Source organism: Citrobacter sp. Cpo037 (genome assembly GCF_030332945.1).
In the GTDB taxonomy this organism is placed as follows: Bacteria; Pseudomonadota; Gammaproteobacteria; order Enterobacterales; family Enterobacteriaceae; genus Citrobacter; species Citrobacter portucalensis.
This window is the reverse complement of sequence record NZ_JAOWGW010000080.1, coordinates 164205-186772: the sequence shown is the minus strand read 5'-3', so window position 1 is coordinate 186772 and position 22568 is coordinate 164205. Positions and strand designations below refer to the sequence as shown.

The window sequence follows — 22568 nt, the reverse complement described above, 5'->3', positions numbered from 1 at the left end:
TATTTGCTGGTGTTTAACAGGCTATTAACAGTCTACACTAGAGGCAGGAGGCCCTATGACCCTGTCTTTTACCACTCGCTGGCGTGATGAACTACCAGCAACCTATACCGCGCTTTCACCCACCCCTCTGAAAAACGCGCGCCTTATCTGGCATAACGATGCGCTGGCGGAGCAATTAGCAATTCCTGCGGCGCTATTTGATATTCCGACTGGTGCAGGCGTTTGGGGAGGCGAATCGTTGCTTCCCGGGATGTCGCCTTTAGCCCAGGTTTATAGTGGGCATCAGTTCGGCGTCTGGGCTGGTCAGCTTGGCGACGGACGTGGGATCCTGCTGGGCGAACAACAGCTCGCGGATGGTTCAACGTTTGACTGGCACCTGAAAGGCGCCGGACTCACGCCGTATTCCCGCATGGGTGATGGGCGTGCCGTGCTGCGCTCGACCATTCGTGAAAGCCTGGCCAGTGAAGCGATGCATTACCTGGGAATACCGACCACGCGGGCATTGTCGATTGTCACCAGCGACACGCCGGTTTATCGCGAAACGGTCGAAGCGGGGGCGATGCTCATTCGCGTGGCGCAAAGCCATATGCGGTTTGGCCATTTTGAGCATTTTTACTATCGCCGAGAGCCGGAAAAAGTGCGCCAGTTGGCTGACTTTGCGATTCGCCATTACTGGCCGCAATGGCAGGAAGAAGCCGATAAGTATCAGCTGTGGTTTAACGATGTTGTCACGCGTACTGCGACGTTAATCGCTGACTGGCAGGCGGTAGGATTTGCACATGGTGTTATGAACACGGACAACATGTCGATTCTGGGTCTGACGATGGATTACGGTCCATTCGGTTTTCTTGATGATTACGTGCCCGATTATATCTGCAACCACTCTGACAACCAGGGGCGATACAGTTTCGATAATCAACCGGCCGCCGCGTTGTGGAACCTGCAACGTCTGGCGCAAACCCTGTCGCCATTTATCCCGGTCGAGGCGCTCAATGATGCGCTGGACAGTTACCAGCTGGCGCTGTTAACTCGCTACGGTCAGCGGATGCGGCAAAAGCTCGGCTTCTTTAGCGAGCAGAAAGACGATAACGAACTGCTTAGCGAACTGTTTAGCCTGATGGCGCGAGAAAGAAGCGACTATACGCGAACGTTTCGCATGCTCAGCGAAACGGAGCAGCACAGTGCGCAATCTCCGTTGCGCGATGAGTTTATCGACCGCGCAGCATTTGACGACTGGTTCACGCGGTATCGCTCGCGCCTTCAGCAAGACAATATTGCCGATGCAGTCAGACAAACACAGATGAAGGCGGCAAATCCGGCGATGGTATTACGTAACTGGCTGGCGCAACGGGCGATTAGTCAGGCAGAGCAGGGGGATTACGCTGAACTGCATCGGTTGCACCAGGCGTTGCGTACCCCGTTTGCCGATCGTGATGATGACTATGCCAGCCGTCCACCTGACTGGGGCAAACGGCTGGAAGTGAGTTGTTCAAGCTAAGGGGCCAGAAATACCTGCGGGGAGGCGTTGGCCGGATGCTGGCCAACGTGTACCTGAGCACCGTACCAGCGCTTCAGATCATCGGCCTGTAACACAGTTTCCGGTGTTCCCTGCGACACCAGCCTGCCGTTGTGCAGCAGCACTATTCTGTCTGCCCACAGTGCGGCGAGGTTCAAATCGTGAAGCACAATGCACACATGCAGCCCACCCGAAGCGGTTAGCGTTTTTAGCATGCGCAACAAATGCTGCTGGTGGTAAAGATCCAGCGCGGAGGTCGGTTCATCAAGGAATAACCAACCGCGAGGCGCGCCATCGCACCAGAGTTGCGCCAGTGCACGGGCTAACTGCACTCGCTGTTGCTCGCCGCCGGAAAGCGCGGCGTATTGCCGGCCTGCCAGAGGCGTACATCCGGTCATCTCCATTACCTGTGCAATAAGCCCAGGTTCCGGTCGTTGGCTCCAGGGCGCGCGCCCCATCGCGATGACGGCCTCTACCGGCCAGTCAAACCCCAACTGTGTTTGCTGACGCATCACCGCCCGGTGTCGTGACAGCTTCTGGGTAGGCCACTCCTCCAGCGGTTTGCCCGACAGCACGCAGCGCCCGGTAGCCGGTTTCAGAAAACCGGTCAGCAGTCGCAGTAGAGTGGATTTCCCCGCACCGTTCGGACCGATGAGCGCCACCAGTTCACCTTTTGTAAGGGCGAGCGATACGTCGTCAATCACTGGTCTGCCAGCTACGTGATAGTGAAGCCCTTCAGCGATGAAATGTTCAGCCATGCGGTCCTCGCTGACGAAAAATAAGCCATAAAAACCACGGTGCGCCGAGAAGACTGGTCAACAGACCGACCGGCATCTCCGCAGGCGCAACCGCCGTACGGGCCAGTGTGTCGGCAATCAGCAATAAAAACGCGCCCGCCAGCACGGAACCCGGAATAACGGCCCGATGGTCTGAGCCGAGCCACATACGTATTAAATGTGGGATGACCAACCCGATAAAGCCAATCACGCCGCTTACCGCCACGGCTGAGGCAACCAGTAGTGCGCTACAAAGCAGCAAAATACGCTGGATTGTACGCACATCAACGCCGAGATAATGCGCCTCTTCCTCACCCAGTTGCAGAAGATTCAGCGCCGGAGCAAGTCGCCAGATGATCAGCACTGTCGGGATTGTCAGTGAAGTGACAGCCAACAGTGTGGACCACTGCGCGGCCCCCAGACTTCCCATCCCCCATAGCGACAGCTGGCGCAGTTGCGCATCATTACTGACCCACGACAAAACGCCAACCGCCGCCCCACAGAGCGCGTTAATGGCAATGCCGACCAGCAGCAGGCGTGAGAGTGAACCGTCGCGCTGTTGGCTAAGGATAAAAATCACTACGGTTGCCGCCAGCGCGCCGAAAAAAGCGGCCAGCATTGGAGCATACAACATCAGCAGCGCGGGCAAGGAGACAGGCAGCACCACCCACAGGGCCACAGCGCAGGCGGCACCACTGCTTATTCCCAGTAATCCAGGGTCTGCAAGTGGATTGCGAAACAGCCCCTGCATCACGCAGCCAGCGAGCGCCAGAGAGCCGCCAATCACCAGCGCAAGCAGGACGCGGGGCAGACGAATCGTGAGCCAGATTTGACGCAGTGCCTCATCGCCATCACGCCAGAGCAGACTTACCGGCAGGCGCAACGCGCCAAAACCGGTAGCCAGAACCGTCATTACAACCAGCATCAATGCCAACATCCACAACGAACAGGTGATCCGCCGGGACATCAGGGCAATTGCTCCGCTTTAGCACGAAGCTGCAAAATTGCCTGTGGTGTGCGAACGCTGAAGCCCAACAGCGCCATATCGTCAACCTGCAATACCTGTTTATTCCTGCCGGCAGGTGTTTGCGCAAGTCCTGGTAGCGTCCACAGATTATCTTCGCCACCCATCGCCTTAACACCTTCTTGTGAAATCACCACCAAATCGGGTTGGCTGGCAATGACACCTTCTTGTGACAGCGGTTGATAGCGATTAACGCCCTGCATCGCGTTGCGTAGACCTGCGGCACGAATCGCTGCATCGGCTCCGGTTTGCTGGCCCGCAGCCATCGCGGTCATCCCGCCATGATTGAGAATAAACAGCACACGTTTATTAAGTTCAGACGACGGGAGCGTCGCCAGTTCCTGGCGTAACGTTGCGCGCAGCGTTTCGCCGTCGGCCTCCCGATGGGTAGCCTCGGCGATAACCCGAACTTTTTCATCAATCACGTTAAGATCGTTGCTTGCCGGGATCGTGACAACCCTGACATTGCTCTGCTCGATCTGTTTTAACACCAGAGAAGGCTGCGCCTGCGCGCTGGCAAGGACCAGCGTAGGGCGTGTGGCAAGGATCCCTTCGGCGTTGAGCTGGCGCAAATAACCAACATCAGGTAACGCGGTTGCCGCAGCAGGCCATTGGCTGGTGCTGTCTCTCGCCACAAGGGAGGGTTGTGCTCCCAGTGCGTATACGATCTCGGTGACATCGCCACCGAGGGCAACAACTCGCTCCTCGGGCGCAGCAAGTGCGGCGAAGGGCAGCAGCGCGATCAGGGCCAGCAGTTTTTTCATGCGGCCAGTCCTTTTGGCGTTAGCGCGTCAATCTGTGTGCGCCATTGCGTCTGTTCCGGCTCGCCTTCCGTACGTTGACCATACAGTTGTGCGATTTGCGTACCGTCGGCAGCAAACAGTTCCAGACTGGTGACGTGACCATCGGCGGTCGGTTTGCGCGTCACCCACGTTTCGGCCACGCTCTCTTCCAGCAGATGCAGGGTAAAGGTTGGGTTGAAGATGTTCAGCCAGCCTTTCATCGGTACCAGTTTTTCAATCACACCGGTAAAAATCTGTACACAGCCGCGATTACCCACAAAAACCATAATTTCGTTGCCATCCTGACGCGCGGTATCGAGTAACTGCGCCAGTGCACTATTAGAAACCTTACAGGCCAGATCGTCGCCAACCAGATTAAACGCCTGTTGGCGGGTGAGATCGTGGCGTTTCAGCAGACCGAAGAACTGGTGGACATCGGTCATTGCTCGCCACTCTTGATCAACGGTCTGTGCGTCGACCGTGACGGTGGCAGGCGCAGAATTGTTGGCAGGTTGCAGCACCAGCGGCGGGTTTTCTGCAAAGATGAAACGGGTCAGCAACGCCGCCCATTCCTCAACGAGGGTATTTGGCGTGGTATAGACCTTCAGCAGCGCATCTCCCTGATGGTCAAAGAACTGAATGCTCTGGCGCTCACCATGGGCGGTTGTTTCGCTGATATGAAAGGTGCTGGCCCACTGATTCAGGAACAGACGCAGGTCGAGGGCGCGCGGATTGAGTACCAGTCCGGCATGACCGTTCAGGTGCTGATTGGTAAACGTACCCACCTGCTCATGTACCGCATATTCGTTGCGGCAAATACATTTGGTTTCGCCAACCGCTTCCAGTGCGCCGAGGATTTCGCGCACTTCGCCACGTAAGCGCCAGGCGTCATGGCCGACGCGAGCAAAGGTCAGTTCGGCTTCGCTAATATTCATCAACCCCGCAATATCACGTGCGTATTTGCCAGGATTTTCTTTCTTCAGTTCCAGCCAGCGTGTGTAATGATTCATTGTCTCTTCCTTCCAGATTGCTGCCCCGGCGAACCGGGGAAAAGTGATTACCACTGATAACTCACGAAAATTTTGCCATTACGACCATCCTGCGGAATGCCTTGCGGCGACCAGTATTCTTTGTCGAAGGCGTTGCCCAGTACCAGCGTGGTGGTCATGCCTTTCAGCGCTTGTTGGCCCTGATAGCTCACGTAGAAATCGTTTACCGCATAGCCAGGCTGTTTTGTGTAGCTGTTGCTGATATGCGTGGAACGGTCAGCAAATGTCCCTATCCAGCCGACAGAGAAACCGCTGTGCGCAACCGGCACATTCAGTTTGCTGGTGACGGTATCCGGGTTAATGCTGGAAATGTATTCACCTGTGTCAGTATCTTTTCCGCGTGTGCGGTTATAGGCCATGTCAAGGCTGAACAGGTCGGTGGAATATTTCGCCATCACGTCCCAGCCCCAGATTTTGGCGTTGGGTACGTTATAGGACATGGTTGTCGCAGCGGCGAAATCGACGCTGGTGGAGATGTAATCTTTCGCTTTGGTGTCGAAATAGCTGGCTTTAAATTCGAGCGCATCGCTCGCCATCAGAAGATCGTCAAAGCGCAGGCCAAATCCGTATTCCTGTGTTTCGTTGGTTTCCGGGCGCAGGTTAGGGTTAGGTACCCAGTAGTTGGTGTAAAAACGACCAATCGAGAAGTGTTTCGCATCGTTATACATCTCGCCCATAGTCGGGGCACGGAAAGCCTGAGCGTATGAACCGAACAGCATCAGCCAGTCAGTTGGCGCAACTGTTAATCCGGCGCGGGATGACCATTTATCGGCATCGACATCTTCATAGCCGTCGCTGCTGCCGCGATAAGAGTCATAACGGGTACCGCCCAGCAGCGTAATCGGCAGGTCGCGCAGGGTGATTTCATCCTGTAGCCAGCCGGAGCTGAAATCGATCTTTGCCTCCGGGAAGCCAGTTGTTGCTCCTCCAGGCTGTTGTTCCTGACGATAGTATTCACCGCCGTAGGTCAACAGGTGAGATGCAAAAGAGTCGGTAAACAGGCGGCTGCGGTTGTCGATCTTCCCGCCTTTGGTGGTTTGCTTGCGAAATTCGCTAGTGTTATCTGCATTCTGAGCATTAATGCGCGCTTCGGACCAGTAGATACGGGCGTCAGCGTTCAGCCAGTCATTGTCCGCCGGAGCGAGCGAGTAGGTCAGTTGCGCATCACGCTGGATCGTTGAACGGTTGGTCATCGGGTTGCTGGCATCCGCCGTGCTGGTCTGCGGGTTTTTAGGTTCCCGGGCGTCATTGTTGTAGTAACGCAGCGAACCGGCCAGCGTCTGGGCGCTGTTAATTTTCCAGCTACCTTTCGCCAGCATATTGTTAATTGCTTCGTCATTCGGCGCAGTAGTACCGTCACTCTGGCGTAAATCACCGCGATCGCGGCTGGACCAGGCAAGCAGTCCGTCCAGCGTATCGGTACGGCCATACGTGCTGGCGCCCATGCCGAGACTGTGATCGCCGGTCGCCGCGGTACCGAACACGCGATAACCGCTGTTTTGCCCGACTTCCAGTAGATCTTTGGCATCTGCAGTGTCATAGGCGATCACGCCGCCTAGCGCGCCGCTACCGTACAGTAGTGCGGAAGGACCACGCACGACTTCGATGCGTTTGATAAGCGCCGGGTCGAGGAAGGTACTGTTCAGGTGTCCGGTGTCGGTTCCCTGGCGAACGCCGTCAACCAGCACCAGAACGCCGCGTCGATCGTACCCGCGCAGATTCACGTCCTGGCCGTTGGTACGGCCCGTACCGTCAAGGGTCAGGCCTGGAACCCTACGTAACAGGTCGGCAGCTGAGCTGGCGGTTTGGTTTTCTGGGGCGGTGGCGTCAATGACGCTGACCATCATCGGTGCTTCAAAGGCGCTACGGGCATTGCCGGTGGCGGTAACGGTCATATCCTCGGCCGCCGCATAGGCGACGGCGGGCAGGTTACTGACAATCGCCAGCGCCAACAGCGATGGGCGCAGGGAAGCGGTGTGCAGGTAAGGCATAGCAACTCTCCATTAGGAAATCGAAAAGCGCTGGCTGCCTGGGTATGACCTGGGTGGCTGGCGAAATGTGTTGTTTATTTAGTCAGAATGAGTTTTCCGGCTTGGGTCTGGCGCAGCAGGTAGTGCTGACCATCATGTTCTATGATCACGCGTCCTTCGTTACCCAGCAGGGTTTTACTGTCAATTCGTCGGTCGTTTGGCGCGACGGAAGGCGGTGTTTTGTCTTTTGCAGGCGTTGCCGTTGTGTTATCCATACGTGACATAGTGTTTAAAAATAACAATCAATGTAACAATGATAATCATTATCATCAAACTGCAAATTTGCGGCAAGCGTTTTTGTGAAATAATTGTGACGAGAACGTTTTTTGCACAACAATCAAGGGAAAAACAAGGGATTAGCGCCGGGCAAAGTGATATTGCCCGGCGAACAGCATTAAAAACGGCTATCAACTGCAGAGGCGAGTTTTTCAACCAACAGTTCAGTATCTTCCCAGTTCAGGCATGGGTCGGTAATGGACTGACCGTAAACCAGCGGCTGGCCGCTAACGATTTTTTGCGTGCCTTCACGCAGGAAACTCTCCGCCATGATCCCGGCTATTGCCGTTGAACCGTTACGAATTTGCTGGCACACGTCATCACAAACCTCCAACTGACGGCGATGCTGCTTCTGGCAATTACCGTGGCTAAAATCGACCACCAGATGCTCAGGCAGAGAAAATTCGTGCAGGGTATCGCAGGCGGCAGCAATATCTTCAGCATAATAATTCGGCTTTTTACCGCCGCGCATGATGATATGCCCGTAAGGGTTACCGCTGGTCTGATAAATGGTCATCTGACCGGTTTTATCCGGCGAGAGGAACATGTGACTGGCGCGGGAGGCGCGAATCGCATCGACGGCGATGCGCGTGTTGCCATCCGTTCCGTTCTTAAAGCCGACCGGGCAGGAGAGCGCGGAGGCCATTTCACGATGGATCTGACTTTCGGTGGTGCGCGCGCCAATAGCTCCCCAACTGATTAAATCGGCAATAAACTGGCCGGTCACCATGTCGAGGAATTCAGTCGCCGTGGGGACGCCCAGTTCGTTGACCTGCAACAGCAGTTTTCGCGCCAGTTCAATACCGTGGTTTACACGATAACTGCCGTTCAAATCCGGGTCGGAAATCAGGCCTTTCCAGCCTACGACGGTGCGTGGTTTTTCAAAATAGGTACGCATTACGATTTCCAGACGCGCCTGGTGCTTAGTGCGCAGCGCCTGTAATCGTGTCGCGTATTCCATCGCGGCATCAAGATCGTGAATCGAGCAGGGACCTACGATCACCAGTAAACGGGGGTCTTCACCATTTAAAATTTTTTCTATCCGACGTCGGGAGTCCGTAACATGACGGGCGACGGAGGACGAAACAGGATGCCGTTGCGCAAGCTCTGCTGGAGTGACCAGGTTGTCAATACGCGCAGTACGGAGTTCATCGGTTCTGTTCATTACTTGTCTCAGAAATTTGTTGCTTCAACGGCAGGACTACCGGGAAGTGATGTACATCACAATATCACACTCATCCTGCCTGGTGGCGAGCATAATAACAAAAAATCGAACCAATGCACTAGCATTCTAGTACATGCGGCGATTTAGTCCCATGATATCGAGGATCTTGGTAGCAATCTCTTCTACCGAATAATTGGTACTGTTCAGCCAGGGGATCTGGTTTTTCCGGTACAGCGCTTCTACCTCAGCGACTTCCATACGGCACTGACGCAGCGAGGCGTAACGACTGTTCTCACGACGCTCTTCGCGGATGGCTGCCAGGCGCTCAGGGTCGATGGTCAGGCCGAATAATTTATGCTGCAACGGCTTAAGGGATGCTGGCAGCACCAGATTATCCATATCATCGGCAATAAAGGGGTAGTTGGCCGCGCGGATACCAAACTGCATGGCCAGATAAAGACTGGTCGGCGTTTTGCCGCAACGGGAAACGCCGAGCAGGATCACCTGCGCCTGATCGAGGTTGCGCAACGAAATACCGTCGTCGTGGGCGAGGGTGTAGTCAATGGCGGCGATGCGCGCGTCGTACTTGTTGAGGTTACCGGGATTCAGACCGTGCGTGCGATGGGCGATAGGCGTAGGGTCGAGTTTCATCTCGTGTTGCAGTGGGGCAACCAGCGCCTGCACGATATCCTGACAAAATCCTTCGCTTTGCAGAATGATCGAGCGAATTTCCGGCAGGACGATGGAGTAAAACACCAAAGGGCGCACACCAGTTTGTTGATAGATCGCGTCAATCTGGTCTTTAACCGCGCGCGCACGACTCTCATTTTCCACAAACGGCAGCGTAATACTGCTGATCGTGACAGGAAATTGCGACATCACCGCGTGACCCAATACCTCGGCGGTGATGGCCGTACCATCAGAAATATAAAATACGTGACGATCAACAGCATTATCCATTTTGCTCATCCTGGGGCAGATATAATTCTCTGAAAGCATAAATTAAAATTTGCCAGAAGCGAATATTGCTGCATCTATTTTATAAAATGAAACGGTATTTTTATATTTACTGAAAAGTACATTTCATTTTTCGGAACAAATGTTTATACCGGTCGTTTTTGTGGTGATCCCGTGTGGTTCGCGGGTTTGCGCAAATGCGGAAACAATCTGAAAAAATAAAAAATAAAGTTGCTTGAACGATTCACCGTTTTTTTCGACGGAGTAAATATGCCAAGATAATTACGCAAAATTGAGTTTCCTAACCTCGTTCATATATAAGGATTGTTCGATGTCCAACAATGGCTCGTCACCGCTGGTGCTTTGGTATAACCAACTCGGCATGAATGATGTAGACAGAGTTGGAGGCAAAAATGCCTCCCTGGGTGAAATGATTACTAACCTTTCAGGTATGGGTGTTTCCGTACCGAATGGTTTTGCAACGACCGCCGATGCGTTTAACCAGTTTCTGGACCAGAGCGGTGTAAACCAGCGCATTTATGAGCTGCTGGATAAAACGGATATCGACGATGTCACCGAGCTTGCGAAAGCCGGGGCGCAGATCCGCCAGTGGATTATCGACACTCCTTTCCAGCCAGAGCTGGAAAATGCCGTCCGCGATGCCTACGCGCAGCTGTCAGCGGACGATGCCAATGCCTCTTTTGCCGTGCGTTCTTCCGCTACCGCAGAAGATATGCCAGATGCGTCATTTGCCGGTCAGCAGGAAACCTTCCTCAACGTCCAGGGATTTGATGCCGTACTGGTTGCCATCAAACACGTATTTGCCTCGCTGTTTAACGACCGCGCGATCTCTTATCGTGTTCACCAGGGCTATGACCACCGTGGCGTAGCGCTCTCTGCTGGCGTTCAGCGGATGGTGCGTTCTGACCTCGCATCCTCAGGCGTAATGTTCTCCATCGATACCGAATCCGGTTTCGACCAGGTCGTCTTTATTACGTCTGCCTGGGGTCTGGGCGAAATGGTCGTGCAGGGCGCCGTTAACCCGGATGAATTCTACGTGCACAAACCGACCCTTGCGGCTAACCGTCCGGCGATCGTCCGTCGCACAATGGGTTCGAAAAAAATCCGCATGATTTACGCGCCGACCCAGGAACACGGTAAGCAGGTGACCATTGAAGATGTCCCGCAGGAACAACGTGACATTTTCTCCCTGACTAACGAAGAAGTGCAGGAACTGGCGAAGCAGGCGGTACAAATCGAGAAGCACTACGGTCGTCCAATGGACATCGAATGGGCGAAAGACGGTCATACCGGCAAGCTGTTCATTGTTCAGGCGCGTCCGGAAACCGTGCGTTCTCGCGGCCAGGTGATGGAGCGTTATACGCTGCATGCTCAGGGTAAAATTATTGCTGAAGGTCGCGCCATCGGCCACCGCATTGGCGCGGGTCCGGTCAAAGTCATTCATGACATCAGCGAAATGAACCGTATCGAACCAGGTGACGTACTGGTTACCGACATGACCGACCCGGACTGGGAACCGATCATGAAGAAAGCAGCAGCAATTGTCACTAACCGTGGCGGCCGTACCTGTCACGCGGCGATTATTGCCCGTGAACTGGGGATCCCGGCCGTGGTGGGCTGTGGTGATGCGACCGAGCGCATGAAAGACGGTGAGAAGGTAACCGTCTCCTGTGCCGAAGGTGACACCGGTTATGTCTACGCTGACATGCTCGACTTTAGCGTGAAGAGTTCCAGCGTGGAGACCATGCCGGATCTGCCGTTGAAGGTGATGATGAACGTCGGTAACCCGGATCGGGCTTTCGACTTCGCCTGTCTGCCAAACGAAGGCGTCGGCCTGGCGCGTCTGGAATTTATCATCAACCGTATGATTGGCGTGCACCCGCGTGCGTTGCTGGAGTTTGATGACCAAACGCCTGAGCTGCAAAATGAAATCCGCGCCATGATGAAAGGTTTCGATTCTCCGCGTGAATTCTACGTAGGTCGTCTGACGGAAGGGATCGCGACGCTGGGTGCGGCGTTTTATCCAAAACGCGTCATCGTGCGTATGTCGGACTTTAAGTCCAACGAATATGCCAACCTGGTCGGCGGTGAGCGTTATGAACCGCATGAAGAGAACCCGATGCTGGGCTTCCGTGGGGCGGGCCGTTATGTTGCCGATAGCTTCCGCGACTGCTTTGCGCTGGAATGCGACGCAGTAAAACGTGTCCGTAACGACATGGGCCTGACTAACGTTGAAGTGATGGTACCGTTTGTACGTACCGTTGCTCAGGCGAAAGCGGTGGTGGAAGAGCTGGCACGCCAGGGGCTGAAACGCGGCGAGAACGGACTGAAGATCATCATGATGTGTGAGATCCCGTCTAACGCCTTGCTGGCCGAGCAGTTCCTCGAGTACTTCGACGGCTTCTCCATCGGCTCAAACGACATGACGCAGCTGGCGCTGGGTCTGGATCGTGACTCTGGTGTGGTTTCTGAACTGTTTGATGAGCGTAACGACGCGGTGAAAGCACTGCTGTCGATGGCGATTCGTGCAGCCAAGAAACAGGGTAAATACGTGGGTATTTGCGGCCAGGGACCTTCTGACCACGAAGACTTCGCGGCCTGGCTGATGGAAGAGGGGATCGACAGCCTGTCGCTGAACCCGGACACCGTCGTACAAACCTGGCTGAGTCTGGCTGAACTGAACAAGTAATATCATGCCTTATCCGGCCTATTCAACGTAGGCCGGATAAGATGCGTTAGCATCGCCATCCGGCGCTTTATCCTGTAATACTCTCCACGCTCAAACGCTGAATAATATCCTGACGAAGCTGGTATTTTTGTACTTTACCGGACGCCGTGCGCGGTAATTTCTCCACGATCACAATGTGCTCAGGGTATTTGTACTTTGCCACCCGCTTGCGGCTAAAAAAGGCCACCACTGATTCCAGCGACAACGAATGATGCGGAGGTTTTAGGACCACGTAAGCACACGACCTTTCACCTAAGCGTTCGTCCGGCATCGCGACAACACAAGCATCGTGAATTCGAGGATGCTGCAATAAAATATCCTCAACTTCGCGGCTGCTGATGTTTTCTCCACCACGGACAATGATATCTTTTTTCCGCCCGGTGATTTTGATGTACCCCGCATCGTCCATTCGGCATAAGTCGCCGCTGTAATACCAGCCGTCTTGATCCAGCGCGCGGGCGGTGAGTTCGGGTTCATTGAGGTAGCCCATAAACACATTGGGACCACGCGAAGCTTCTTCACCTTCTACCCCCGCGGGCAACGTATTGCGCGCTTCATCGACGACTTTAATTTCAACGCCTGCAGCGGCATATCCGTCCGTATTCATCATGCGAGAAAGCGAATCGTCGAGATTGACCAGCGCATGTGGTGAACTCTCAGTCGAGCCATAAATGCTTAATAATTTTATGCCGAGCTGCTGGCAGTCATGGGCAATCTTCTGGGGAATGGTTGTGCCCCCACATAAGAAAAAGCGTAGTGATGAGATATCGCTTGACCGCTTTTCCATGCTACACAACATGTCGTAGACGAAGGGTGTTGCGCCGAGCACACAGGTACAGCGCTGTTGCTCCAGCAGATCAAGACAGGCGGTTGGGGTGAAAATATCTAACAATACGCTGCGTGCGCCGATTAAAAACGGTGCGGTAACGCCATGCAGAAAACCGGTAGCATGTCCCAGTGGTGCGGGCATCAAAAACACATCCTGCCAGGTGAGATTGAGGCGGGCACAGTAGGCACGCTCGCTGGCAAGGATGTTGTTGTGGGTCAGCATTACGCCTTTTGGCATTCCCTCGGTACCGGAGGTAAACAACACCGCCGCCAATTCATCGGCGTGAACATTAATCGTCTGGGTTAAAGGCGGAGCTAAAAGCAGTTGACTGAGCGCCAGCGAGGTAGTTGCCGGAGCCAGTTTATCCACGGCAACGATCTGTTGCAGATGCGGCAACTGGTTTTGTAAGGGGAGGATCAGATCGACCGGTCGGGTCTGTTTAAACAGTGTCGGTGCGAAAAAAATCTTCGCTTTACACTTATTCAGCACCCATACCAGCTCTGCTTCACGCCACGCTGGCAGCAGCGGTACGGAAACGGCCCCGGTTTTCAGGCAGGCCAGGTAGATAATCGTAAACTCGCACCAGCCCGGTAACTGGAAGGCAATGCGATCGCCGGGTTGAATACCGCAGGCTAAAAACCAGGTTGCCAGACTGCTGGCCGCGCTGTCGAGTGCAGCATAGGTGTATGAAGCGCCATGGTTATCAACCACGGCGATTTTATCTGGCATGGCTCTGGCAGTTTGGTTCCAGTAATCGCCAAGCGAAGCATCTCCCCATAAACCCTGTTGCCGCCAGACTTCGCGACGTTCGGCGTTAAACGTTAGTGTGATACTCATGAAGTTATTCCCAGGATGATTTCGGCATACATCTGACCGGATGGCCGGCGTGGCCGATCCGGTGTACTACAGGCAAAATCCATTAGCCGTAGCGAAAATCAACGCCAAATGTTCCGACCGGATATTCCCATTGGTCGAGGATCGTGTCGCCGCACAGTACTCGACACGTTCCGCACTCCAGGCAACCAGCAGAATCAAAATGAATGTTTCCACTCTCATCCTGCTTATACAGCCCGGCGGGGCAGGCTTTCAGCAGCTTGCGAAATTCATTAAGGTCTGGATGTTCGGCCAGGATAATGTGCGGGTGGCCTTCATCGACATTGAATTTATTGACGCCCAGTTTGACGTCAACGTTAACGGTATTGTCCTGATTCATAGTGCAGTTGCCCCCTTGATACCGTCTTTCAGTAAGTTCATTAGCCCGATTTGTTTTGCGTGGGACATAATCATCTTGCGAACCGGTTGATTTGGACGTCCGTCAACGGTGAACATATCGCTCATGATGTCGGCCACCATACGCGGATACTGGGTGAACAGCCGTGGGTTTTCCATTAGCGCCGGGATCTTGCGAAAATGCTGTAAATCACGCATTACACAGCCCTGTTCGAGCGCGCGCTTGTAGTCCATCAGGCTGTTGGCAGAGAAATCCTGGCGTTCTTTTGCTGCAATGGCTGTTTGGGCAGCGGCTTCTGCGGAAGCGATGGCCAAATCCATACCTCGCACCGTGAAACCCAGGTTCAAACAGAAACCGGCGGCATCGCCCACGATCATCACACCGTCATCGACCAGCTTTGGAACCATTGCCAGACCGCCTTCCGGAACCATATGCGCGGAATATTCCAGTAGTTCTCCACCGGCAATCAATGGCCGAATAGTTGGATGTTGCTTAAAGTCTTCCAGCATTTGTGGAATACTTTTTGTGGCATGAGCAATATCCCCCAGACCACACACCAGACCCAGAGAGATGGAGTCCTGGTTGGTATACAAAAATCCGCCTCCCATCAACCCATCAGACGGTGAGCCTGCAAACAGCCAGGCCGCGCCTTCATTACCTGAAAGATTGAAGCGATCTGCAATGACCGCTGGAGGTAAGCCGATCAGCTCTTTTACGCCAACGGCATAGTGATGTGCAGAAGAGGGCGGAACCATCCCCAGGGAACGCCCCAGCATAGAGTTGACGCCATCGGCAAGGATGACAATATTGGCTTCCAGGATATCGTCGCCGGCCTGAACTCCGGTAACCTTATTTCCTTCGCGGATCAGGGCATCGACGCGCACGCCGGGAATGAACTGCACGCCAGCTTGTTCCGCTTTTTCCATTAGCCATGGGTCAAGTCTGTTGCGCAAAACGGTATACGAATCCTGCGTTGGTGCGTCAGCCTTTTCACGATGAAAGTCGAGAGTGACGGCGCTTTCTTCGGTCAGAAAGGCGATTTTTTCGCGGGTGACTTTACGCTCGAGCGGCGCTTCCTGCGCGAACCCCGGCATGATGCGCTCAAGACTATGTGCATAGAGTCTTCCGCCGGTCATATTTTTACTACCTGCACTGTTTCCGCGCTCGATGACCAGCACGTCCAGTCCGGCCTGAGCCATCACGTAGCCTGCAACCGTACCCGCCACGCCAGCACCGACCACAATGGCATCAAATTTTTCATCTGACATGCTTTATGCTCCCTTCCCGCTGCGAGGGCAGCGGGATATGTGCGTTAAAAGTGGGGTTAGCGGCTGAGATGCTCGATAAGAGCCGGAACGACTTTGTAGATGTCGCCGACCAGTCCGTAATCGGCGTAATTGAAAATAGGGGCTTTCTTATCTTTGTTGATGGCGACAATGACTTTCGCGCCGTTACCGCCGACCATATGCTGAATTTGTCCTGAAATGCCGAGGGTGAGGTAAAGGTCCGATTTCAGTAACACGCCAGAAACGCCGATGTAGCGTTCGCGTTCCATCCAGTTTTCGCCTTCGGCAATCGGTCGTGAACAACCCACTTCTGCACCCAGTACAGATGCCAACTGGTGCACCATCTCCAGATCGTTTTGCGCAACCAGGCCGCGGCCCACACCCACCACACGTTTGGCTTTGCTGAGATCCACACTGCTCACGGATTTGGCGCGACGTTCCTGGCACATAATTTCATGGTGCGGTGCGATGTAAGGTGCAGAGACAACAGGGCAGGTATGTGAAGCATTAGCCTCTACCGGTTCAAGTACGCCTGGGGCAAGAGTGATAATTGCCTGAGTTGTTTTGATTTTTTCTTTGCCGAATGCCAGGCCACCGTACATACGGTGTTCTGCGAACAGTGAGCCATCATCAAGCGTTACCGACGTGGCGTCATTTACCATCGCTGCATTGAGTTGAATACTTAACCGTGCACCAAGGGATTTAGCGCGTTTAGTAGCTGGCATCAGCAATAGCCCGGTATGTTCTTGTATCAGGGCGGCGATGGTCTCGGCAAAATTTTCAACACGCTGTAAACCAGACGTTGTTTCAAGCACGACAATCTCATCGGCACCCAGAGGTTTAACCTGATTGGCCTGTTCGTTGCCTTGTACAATAAGGTGTACCTGTTCACCCCACAGGCGTGCGCCGGACATTAATTCTGCATAGCGTTCTACGTTATCGCTGAACACCCATACGTTAGCTAATTTACTCATGATAATTTCTCTCCGTTGGGCTTAGTTCAGGGCTTTTTTCAGATGTTCAGCCAGCTCGGCGATGGCTTCTGCTGAGTCATTTTCCAGAATGATGTGCTTACGTTCTGTTTGTGGCGGAACGGTGAGGCTCACCAGTTCTGCTAACGGTGAGGCAGGTGTCCAGCCAATATCGCTGGCTTGCCACGGTGTGACCGGTTTTTTACCTGCGCCCAGAATGGCTTTCATCGAGGGAATACGTGGCGTGTTGATATCCGAGGTTACGCACAGCACGGCGGGGAGCGACAGTTCAATCACTTCAACTTCGTCTTCCAGCGTACGTTCAACCACAATGCGATCGCCGTTACGTTGGATGTTGCTGACGGCGTTAATCACCGGAAGTTGTAAGAGTTCGCCAACCAGTAAGCCAACCTGCTGGGCGTAGATGTCTCCAGACCCTTCGCCGAACAGCATCAGGTCGAATTCAATGTTTTTGGCCGCGCAGGCCAGCGCCTGAGCCGTGTCTCGCGGTAATGAATGCTCCAGTTGGGGATCCTGCACCATAAACAAACTGTCCGGCCCGCGGGACAGTACGTCTTTACGCACTTTGGAGTTTTGCAGTAGCGAGCCGCCAACCGTTAAGGCGACAATTTCATCACCTTCCGCACTAAGTTGCGTCGCGGCCTCTATTGCATTCAAATCAAACTGACTGATTTTGGCATCGGCCCGGTCAAAGTTAAGCGAACGTTGTGGGGTAACAACAATGTCCTGTTCTTCAGGCACCAACTTAAAGCAGGTTATTAGTTTCATGGCATCTCCAGTGATTCTCGTGTGGATGATGACGGGGAGTGCCATCATCAACAGTAGGGAAAATTGACTGAAAATAGTGTGCGGCAGAGGGAGACTGTTTTCGACGGGGCAATCTGTTTTCATTCCCAACAATCTTGCAAAAAAAAGGACTTTAGGAATGCTGAGTTTATGAACGTAAAGAAGACGTCGGGTGTTAAAGTGATAAACATGGAAATAAAATCGAGGCGCTTTTTTGAGAAATGGATCATATTTTTATGCGATTCTGCACGCACTTTGTTTCTGGTGTGTAAATTATTATTGCTGACTTAATAACATTTATACTTTCCTATTATTTTAAAATAAAAACAATTTGCACGAGCAGCGTGCTGGAGTTGGAGGTGTCATCTTGCAGACGACGCAAATAATTTTGTTTCGCCTGGACAGAATAACGTTGTATAACGTCATCATCGTTTTTACTTTTCGATATTAATTATCCGCAAAATAACTGCCTTTCGGTGGAGGTTGTCATGTATCAACGCTGTTTTGATAATGCCATGGAGACCCTTTTTGAACAGGGGAAAACCCCGAGATTTTCGCGATTCGTCATCAGTGATGATCCTAACTGGGAGTCGGGCCATCATGTTCATGACAATGAAACAGAGTTTATCTATGTAAAAAAGGGTGTCGCAAGACTAATTATCGACTCTTCGCTGTATGTCGCGCATGCGGGTGATATCGTGGTGATAGAACAAGGGCGGTTACATGCGGTTGCTTCCGATAGCAGCGCACCTGCAACCACTTACACCTGTGCGCTCTACGGCTTTCGTTTCAACGACTGGCAGGAGAACCAACTCTTGCAGATGCACTCGTGTCCGGTTATTAGCGTCAGCCAGGGCAAAGAGGTTATTAAAAGTATCTTTAATGAACTGAGTGTTATGCTCCCGCAGAGCAAGAATAACCTGACGTCTTCCGCTTATGACGCCTTCGCTTATGCATTAACCGTTTTATATTACGAAAACTTTAAAAATGCTTATCGTTCTGAGCAGGGATATATTAAAAAAGATATTTTAATTAAAGATGTGTTGGTTTATTTAAATAACAATTTCCGAGAGAAAATTACGCTGGAACAGTTGTCTAAGAAATTTCGTGCCAGCGTGAGCTATATCTGTCACGAGTTTACTAAGGAATATCGTATTTCGCCGATTAATTATGTGATTCAGCGGCGAATGACAGAGGCAAAATTTTCCCTGACGAATACGGAGTCCTCGTTGGCAGAAATTTCCTGGCGGGTAGGGTATGAAAATGTCGATCACTTTGCCAAACTCTTTCAGCGGCATGTGGGTTGTACCCCCAGCGATTATCGTAAGCAGTTTAAAAATAACCTTGTAGAACAGGAATGTCTGATGCCAGAAATATGATTCACCTGGCACGTGCCGGATAACGCATTTGCGCTATCCGGCAAGCATTACTGCTTACTTATTCTGATAATCTTTCAGGATTTGGCGACCCGCGACGTAAATCATGATTTCATCTGTACCACCGCCAATGCGTTCACAGCGGACATCACGCCAGAAGCGGGAAACGCGTGCTTCGTCGGTGTAACCCAGCCCACCCATAATCTGAATGGCGTCATCAATCACTTCCATTGCAGTACGTGCACAATACAGTTTTGCCAGCGCTGCACTGGTGCGCAGAGACTGTTCCTGATCGGCCTGCCAGGCGACTTTTAACACCATATTGCGCATGTTATCGATTTTAATCGCCATCAGCGCCAGTTTTTCCTGGATCATCTGATTGTGACCAATTGGCTTACCGAATGCGATGCGCTGGTTGGCGTAACGAGCGGCATCTTCGAAGGCGCATTCAGCAAAACCGGTACTGCGCGCAGCGTTGATCAAACGTTCCATCTCGAAGTTGTACATGACGTTGAGGAAACCCATGCCTTCCTCTCCGACCATATCACTTTCATCCACTTCAACGTCATCAAGATAGACTTCGCATGTGCTGAGCATATGCCAACCGATTTTGTGCAGCGGATTAACCTTAATGCCGGGTTTCTTCGAATCGACCCACCACAGCGTAAAGGCTTTTTTCGGATCTTTTGGCTCTGGATCGCGGGCCAGTACCAGCATATATGGATACTCTTTCGCGCCGGTGATAAAGGTTTTCTGCCCGTTGAGATAGACCTTACCGTTTTTGCGAGTATAACTGGTGGTCGCGCTGTTGTTGTCGGAACCCGCTCCCGGTTCGGTTAATGCCAGCGCATACGCTGGATCGCCAGTTTCCATGGTGCTTTCTGCGGTCTTACGCAGCTGTTCGGCGGATCCAAAACGACGCATACTGTGAATGCACTGACCGTTAGTGATCAAAAAAGCGGGTGCGCCGCATTTTGAAACTTCCATCAGCGCCAGCATCTGTGTGACGTAATCCGCCGGGATGCCACCAAACTCTTCCGGAACGCCCAGCATCGAAATACCGTTGTCCGCCAGGGCACGCATAAACTCTTTCGGGTAGGTCGCCGTCTGATCACAGGTACGGAAATATTCTTCCGGGAAATTGCTGGTAATCAGTTCTCGAATACTGGCAAGTAGCAGTTCTTGTTCTTCAGTTAAAGAAAAGTCCATCATGGTACTCCTTTTAATTGGCGGCGTCGGGTAATACAAAACCCATCGAGGCATCGATAAATAATCTTTCGTCCATCAACTTCAGATTTGGCGAAATAATTGGCGTAAAATCCATCTTGTCCAGGATGTCTTCCTGTAAAGAGACTCCCGGTGCAATTTCGATTAAATGAAGACCATCTGCTTTTAACGTAAATACAGCGCGTTCAGTGATGTAACGCACATCAAGTCCACGTTCGAGAGCAATTTTTCCGCTGAAAGTTACTTCAGGTAATTCGTTGACGAATTTTTTCACCCGACCTTCCTGCACAATATTTAACTTGCCATCGGCAACTTCCGTTTTCAGACTTCCGGCAGTTAACGTGCCGCAGAAAATAATTTTTTTGGAGGTGGCGCTAATATCGATAAAACCGCCGGTACCCATGATTTTGCCATTGAATTTATGTACGCCGACGTTGCCGTGGCGATCCACTTCGGCAAAACTTAAATAGCACACATCCAGCCCGCCACCGTGATAGAAGTCAAACTGGGAGGTCATATCCAGAATGGCGCGGGTGTTGACGTTGGCACCGAAAGCAATACCTTGAGAGGTGATGCCGCCAATCGGACCCGTTTCGACTGTCAGAATAAAATCGTCAGCACAGCCTTCTTCGCGCGCGACGAGACCAATGCCATCCGCAATGCCTACACCAACGTTGCCGACCGCACCTTTGCGCATTTCAAACAGGGCGCGTCGGGCCACCAGTTTACGCTGATTGAGCGGCAGGGAAGTTTGCTGGTTGTCATCAAGAACAAAATCGCCAGAGATAAAGCGGTTAACCGGCGCGCCACCGTACAGTTGCGTTTGGTCGGGGTCGATGACCACAATATCGACCAGATAGCCTGGAATACGTACCGACTTCGGATGCAACGTGGCTTTCTTCACCATTTTTTGCACCTGCATCATAACAATGCCGCCGTTATTGTGTACGGCTTGGGCAATCACCAGCGCATCGAGATACATAACTTCATCTTCAAAGGTGGCGTAACCTTCACTGTCACAGGTGGTGGCGCGAATAAAGGCGATGTTTGGCGCAATGGCTTTGTAATACAGGTACTCTTTGTTATCAATTTCCACCAATTTGATCAGATCTTCGGTGGTCACTTCATTCAGCTTACCGCCCTGTTGGCGAGGATCAACAAATGTACCGATGCCGATATCACTGAGGATACCTGGCTGGTGAGCCGCCGATGCACGCAGGGTTTGGGTTAATACACCCTGAGGATAGTTATAGGCAGCAATTTTATTTTGTTCCGCCAGGTCGGAGATTCGTGGTGATTGTCCCCAGTGTCCGCATAATGCCCATTTGACTAAGCCTTCCTGTGCCAGCGGGCTAATGCCCCGGTCGGCACGGTCACCCAGACCTGTAGGACTAATCAACGCTAAATTTCGTGGTGACTGAGAGTTTTTATATTTTTCAGCCAGTGCATTAATTAATGTTGTTGCTTCGAGAATACCCCCGCCTGCACCTAATACACAAAGAGTTGCTTCATCAGGAATATAATTGACTGCATCTGCAGCGGATAATACGGGTACCCGACCATCTATACGATTTGGTCTTGAAAATTTCATGTGAACTCCAGATTATATGCGTGCGTCTACCTGTCGCTATATTCGACAATAATATTGTGAGTTATATAATAACGCTTAATTACTGGCCAGATATCCGTGGTTAGACGAATATCTGGGGTAGGGCATTACTGATATTTATATGGATATATCTGTAATTAAGCCTGATGCAATATTGTCAATACAGTACGCAGGTCGGTGACCGAAATTTGTCCTGGTGCGGAGGCTTTTTTTACTGCCCCAAAGGTTGCCGCTGAACCGAAAATCTCACCAGACAGACGTGAAATCACCCCTGTTTTAGCCATCGACATGGTAATTATCGGGCGATCGGCATAGCGTTCTTGCATTTCCAGCGTGGCACTAAGCAGCGTCAGAACATCCGCTTTATTTTGCGGCATCAAGGCAATTTTCGGGATATCTGCGCCCAGTTCCTGCATTTTACGCAAGCGCTGAACAATCTCTTCCGCGGCTGGTGTCTTATGAAAATCGTGATTGGACATAATCACAAAGACATTTTTCGCGTGCGCATGCTCGACGGTCGCTTTGACCAGTTCGTCTCCGGTAAACAGTTCCAGATCGATCATATCCACCAGACCGCTGTCTACTGCCGCGCGGTTAAGTGCAATATAGTGCTCAACAGACAGAGCCTGTTCACCGCCTTCTTTGGCGCTACGGAAGGTGAAAAGCAGTGGTTTGTCAGCCATCACATCGCGGATGGTGCGCGCAGCTTCCAACACCGCCTCAATGGAAGAGACATCGGTGAAATGGTCTACGCGCCATTCCAGAATGTCGAAATCCGCTTCGCGATAGGCCAGCGCTTCGCTTTTTACCGTTGCGATGTCTTTACCCATCAGCGAGACAATGATCTTCGGCGCACCCTCGCCAATAACGAGGTTTCTTACGGTTACGGTTTTCATTGATTACCCTTT

General features: G+C 52.4%; 19 protein-coding genes. 3 read left to right on the top strand and 16 right to left on the bottom strand.

Annotation, left to right across the window (positions count from 1 at the left end; translation table 11 throughout):
• Positions 1-55 precede the first annotated feature (55 nt).
• Positions 56-1498: a protein adenylyltransferase SelO gene (selO, locus tag OGX94_RS21900; RefSeq protein ID WP_003832593.1), complete on the top strand. Its 1443-nt coding sequence runs from the start codon at positions 56-58 to the stop codon at positions 1496-1498.
• Here the strand turns inward: selO and OGX94_RS21895 are convergent.
• The 8 genes from OGX94_RS21895 to ppsR all read right to left on the bottom strand — a co-directional run bounded on the left by OGX94_RS21895 (position 1495) and on the right by ppsR (position 9578).
• Positions 1495-2274: a heme ABC transporter ATP-binding protein gene (locus OGX94_RS21895; protein ID WP_126956219.1), complete on the bottom strand. Its 780-nt coding sequence runs from the start codon at positions 2272-2274 to the stop codon at positions 1495-1497. The two genes, selO and OGX94_RS21895, sit on opposite strands and share 4 nt — an antisense overlap.
• The gene (locus OGX94_RS21890) at positions 2267-3259 is read right to left on the bottom strand and encodes a FecCD family ABC transporter permease (RefSeq protein WP_003832595.1); all 993 of its coding nucleotides are present in this window, start codon (positions 3257-3259) and stop codon (positions 2267-2269) included. The genes OGX94_RS21895 and OGX94_RS21890 overlap by 8 nt, the downstream gene beginning before the upstream one ends.
• Positions 3259-4080 (bottom strand): heme/hemin ABC transporter substrate-binding protein, encoded by an 822-nt coding sequence (locus tag OGX94_RS21885; RefSeq protein WP_257661670.1) that lies wholly within the window; start codon positions 4078-4080, stop codon positions 3259-3261. The genes OGX94_RS21890 and OGX94_RS21885 overlap by 1 nt, the downstream gene beginning before the upstream one ends.
• Positions 4077-5108: a hematinate-forming heme oxygenase ChuS gene (gene chuS, locus OGX94_RS21880; protein WP_164562862.1), complete on the bottom strand. Its 1032-nt coding sequence runs from the start codon at positions 5106-5108 to the stop codon at positions 4077-4079. Before chuS ends, OGX94_RS21885 begins: the two co-directional genes overlap by 4 nt.
• Positions 5109-5155: 47 nt before the next feature.
• Complete coding sequence (locus tag OGX94_RS21875) at positions 5156-7138, bottom strand: TonB-dependent hemoglobin/transferrin/lactoferrin family receptor (RefSeq protein WP_286569943.1); 1983 nt, start codon at positions 7136-7138, stop codon at positions 5156-5158.
• Between the two features lie 74 nt (positions 7139-7212).
• Complete coding sequence (gene hemP / locus OGX94_RS21870) at positions 7213-7401, bottom strand: hemin uptake protein HemP (protein WP_003832599.1); 189 nt, start codon at positions 7399-7401, stop codon at positions 7213-7215.
• A gap of 170 nt (positions 7402-7571) precedes the next feature.
• Complete coding sequence (aroH, locus tag OGX94_RS21865; protein WP_003832600.1) at positions 7572-8618, bottom strand: 3-deoxy-7-phosphoheptulonate synthase AroH; 1047 nt, start codon at positions 8616-8618, stop codon at positions 7572-7574.
• Between the two features lie 126 nt (positions 8619-8744).
• Complete coding sequence (gene ppsR, locus OGX94_RS21860) at positions 8745-9578, bottom strand: posphoenolpyruvate synthetase regulatory kinase/phosphorylase PpsR (protein WP_003030553.1); 834 nt, start codon at positions 9576-9578, stop codon at positions 8745-8747.
• 328 nt (positions 9579-9906) lie between these two features.
• Here ppsR and ppsA point away from each other — a divergent pair, with 328 nt between their 5' ends.
• A complete protein-coding gene (ppsA, locus tag OGX94_RS21855; protein WP_003832604.1) occupies positions 9907-12285 on the top strand; it encodes a phosphoenolpyruvate synthase in 2379 nt (792 codons plus the stop codon).
• A 67-nt stretch (positions 12286-12352) separates the two neighbouring features.
• Here the strand turns inward: ppsA and fadK are convergent, their stop codons facing one another.
• From fadK to OGX94_RS21830, 5 genes are all read right to left on the bottom strand, one after another.
• Positions 12353-13990, bottom strand: a complete 1638-nt coding sequence (gene fadK, locus OGX94_RS21850; protein WP_218667472.1) for a medium-chain fatty-acid--CoA ligase — start codon at positions 13988-13990, stop codon at positions 12353-12355.
• Positions 13991-14072: 82 nt separating this feature from the next.
• Positions 14073-14366 carry a ferredoxin family protein gene (locus tag OGX94_RS21845; RefSeq protein WP_003832609.1) on the bottom strand — a complete coding sequence of 98 codons (294 nt, stop codon included), beginning with the start codon at positions 14364-14366 and terminating at the stop codon, positions 14073-14075.
• A complete protein-coding gene (locus OGX94_RS21840; protein ID WP_257661672.1) occupies positions 14363-15652 on the bottom strand; it encodes an FAD-dependent oxidoreductase in 1290 nt (429 codons plus the stop codon). The genes OGX94_RS21845 and OGX94_RS21840 overlap by 4 nt, the downstream gene beginning before the upstream one ends.
• Positions 15653-15708: 56 nt before the next feature.
• A complete protein-coding gene (locus OGX94_RS21835) occupies positions 15709-16644 on the bottom strand; it encodes an electron transfer flavoprotein subunit alpha (RefSeq protein ID WP_063941506.1) in 936 nt (311 codons plus the stop codon).
• A gap of 21 nt (positions 16645-16665) precedes the next feature.
• Positions 16666-17430, bottom strand: a complete 765-nt coding sequence (locus tag OGX94_RS21830) for an electron transfer flavoprotein (protein ID WP_003832614.1) — start codon at positions 17428-17430, stop codon at positions 16666-16668.
• A 506-nt stretch (positions 17431-17936) separates the two neighbouring features.
• Between OGX94_RS21830 and OGX94_RS21825 the strand changes: the two genes are divergently transcribed.
• Positions 17937-18827 (top strand): AraC family transcriptional regulator, encoded by an 891-nt coding sequence (locus OGX94_RS21825; RefSeq protein WP_257661673.1) that lies wholly within the window; start codon positions 17937-17939, stop codon positions 18825-18827.
• A 54-nt stretch (positions 18828-18881) separates the two neighbouring features.
• Here the strand turns inward: OGX94_RS21825 and OGX94_RS21820 are convergent, their stop codons facing one another.
• The 3 genes from OGX94_RS21820 to aroD form a co-directional block, all read right to left on the bottom strand.
• Positions 18882-20033, bottom strand: a complete 1152-nt coding sequence (locus tag OGX94_RS21820; protein ID WP_003832619.1) for an acyl-CoA dehydrogenase — start codon at positions 20031-20033, stop codon at positions 18882-18884.
• A gap of 13 nt (positions 20034-20046) precedes the next feature.
• On the bottom strand, positions 20047-21642 hold the full coding sequence (locus tag OGX94_RS21815) for an acyl CoA:acetate/3-ketoacid CoA transferase (protein WP_003832621.1): 1596 nt from the start codon (positions 21640-21642) through the stop codon (positions 20047-20049).
• 155 nt (positions 21643-21797) lie between these two features.
• The gene (aroD, locus tag OGX94_RS21810; RefSeq protein WP_003832623.1) at positions 21798-22556 is read right to left on the bottom strand and encodes a type I 3-dehydroquinate dehydratase; all 759 of its coding nucleotides are present in this window, start codon (positions 22554-22556) and stop codon (positions 21798-21800) included.
• Positions 22557-22568 lie beyond the last annotated feature (12 nt).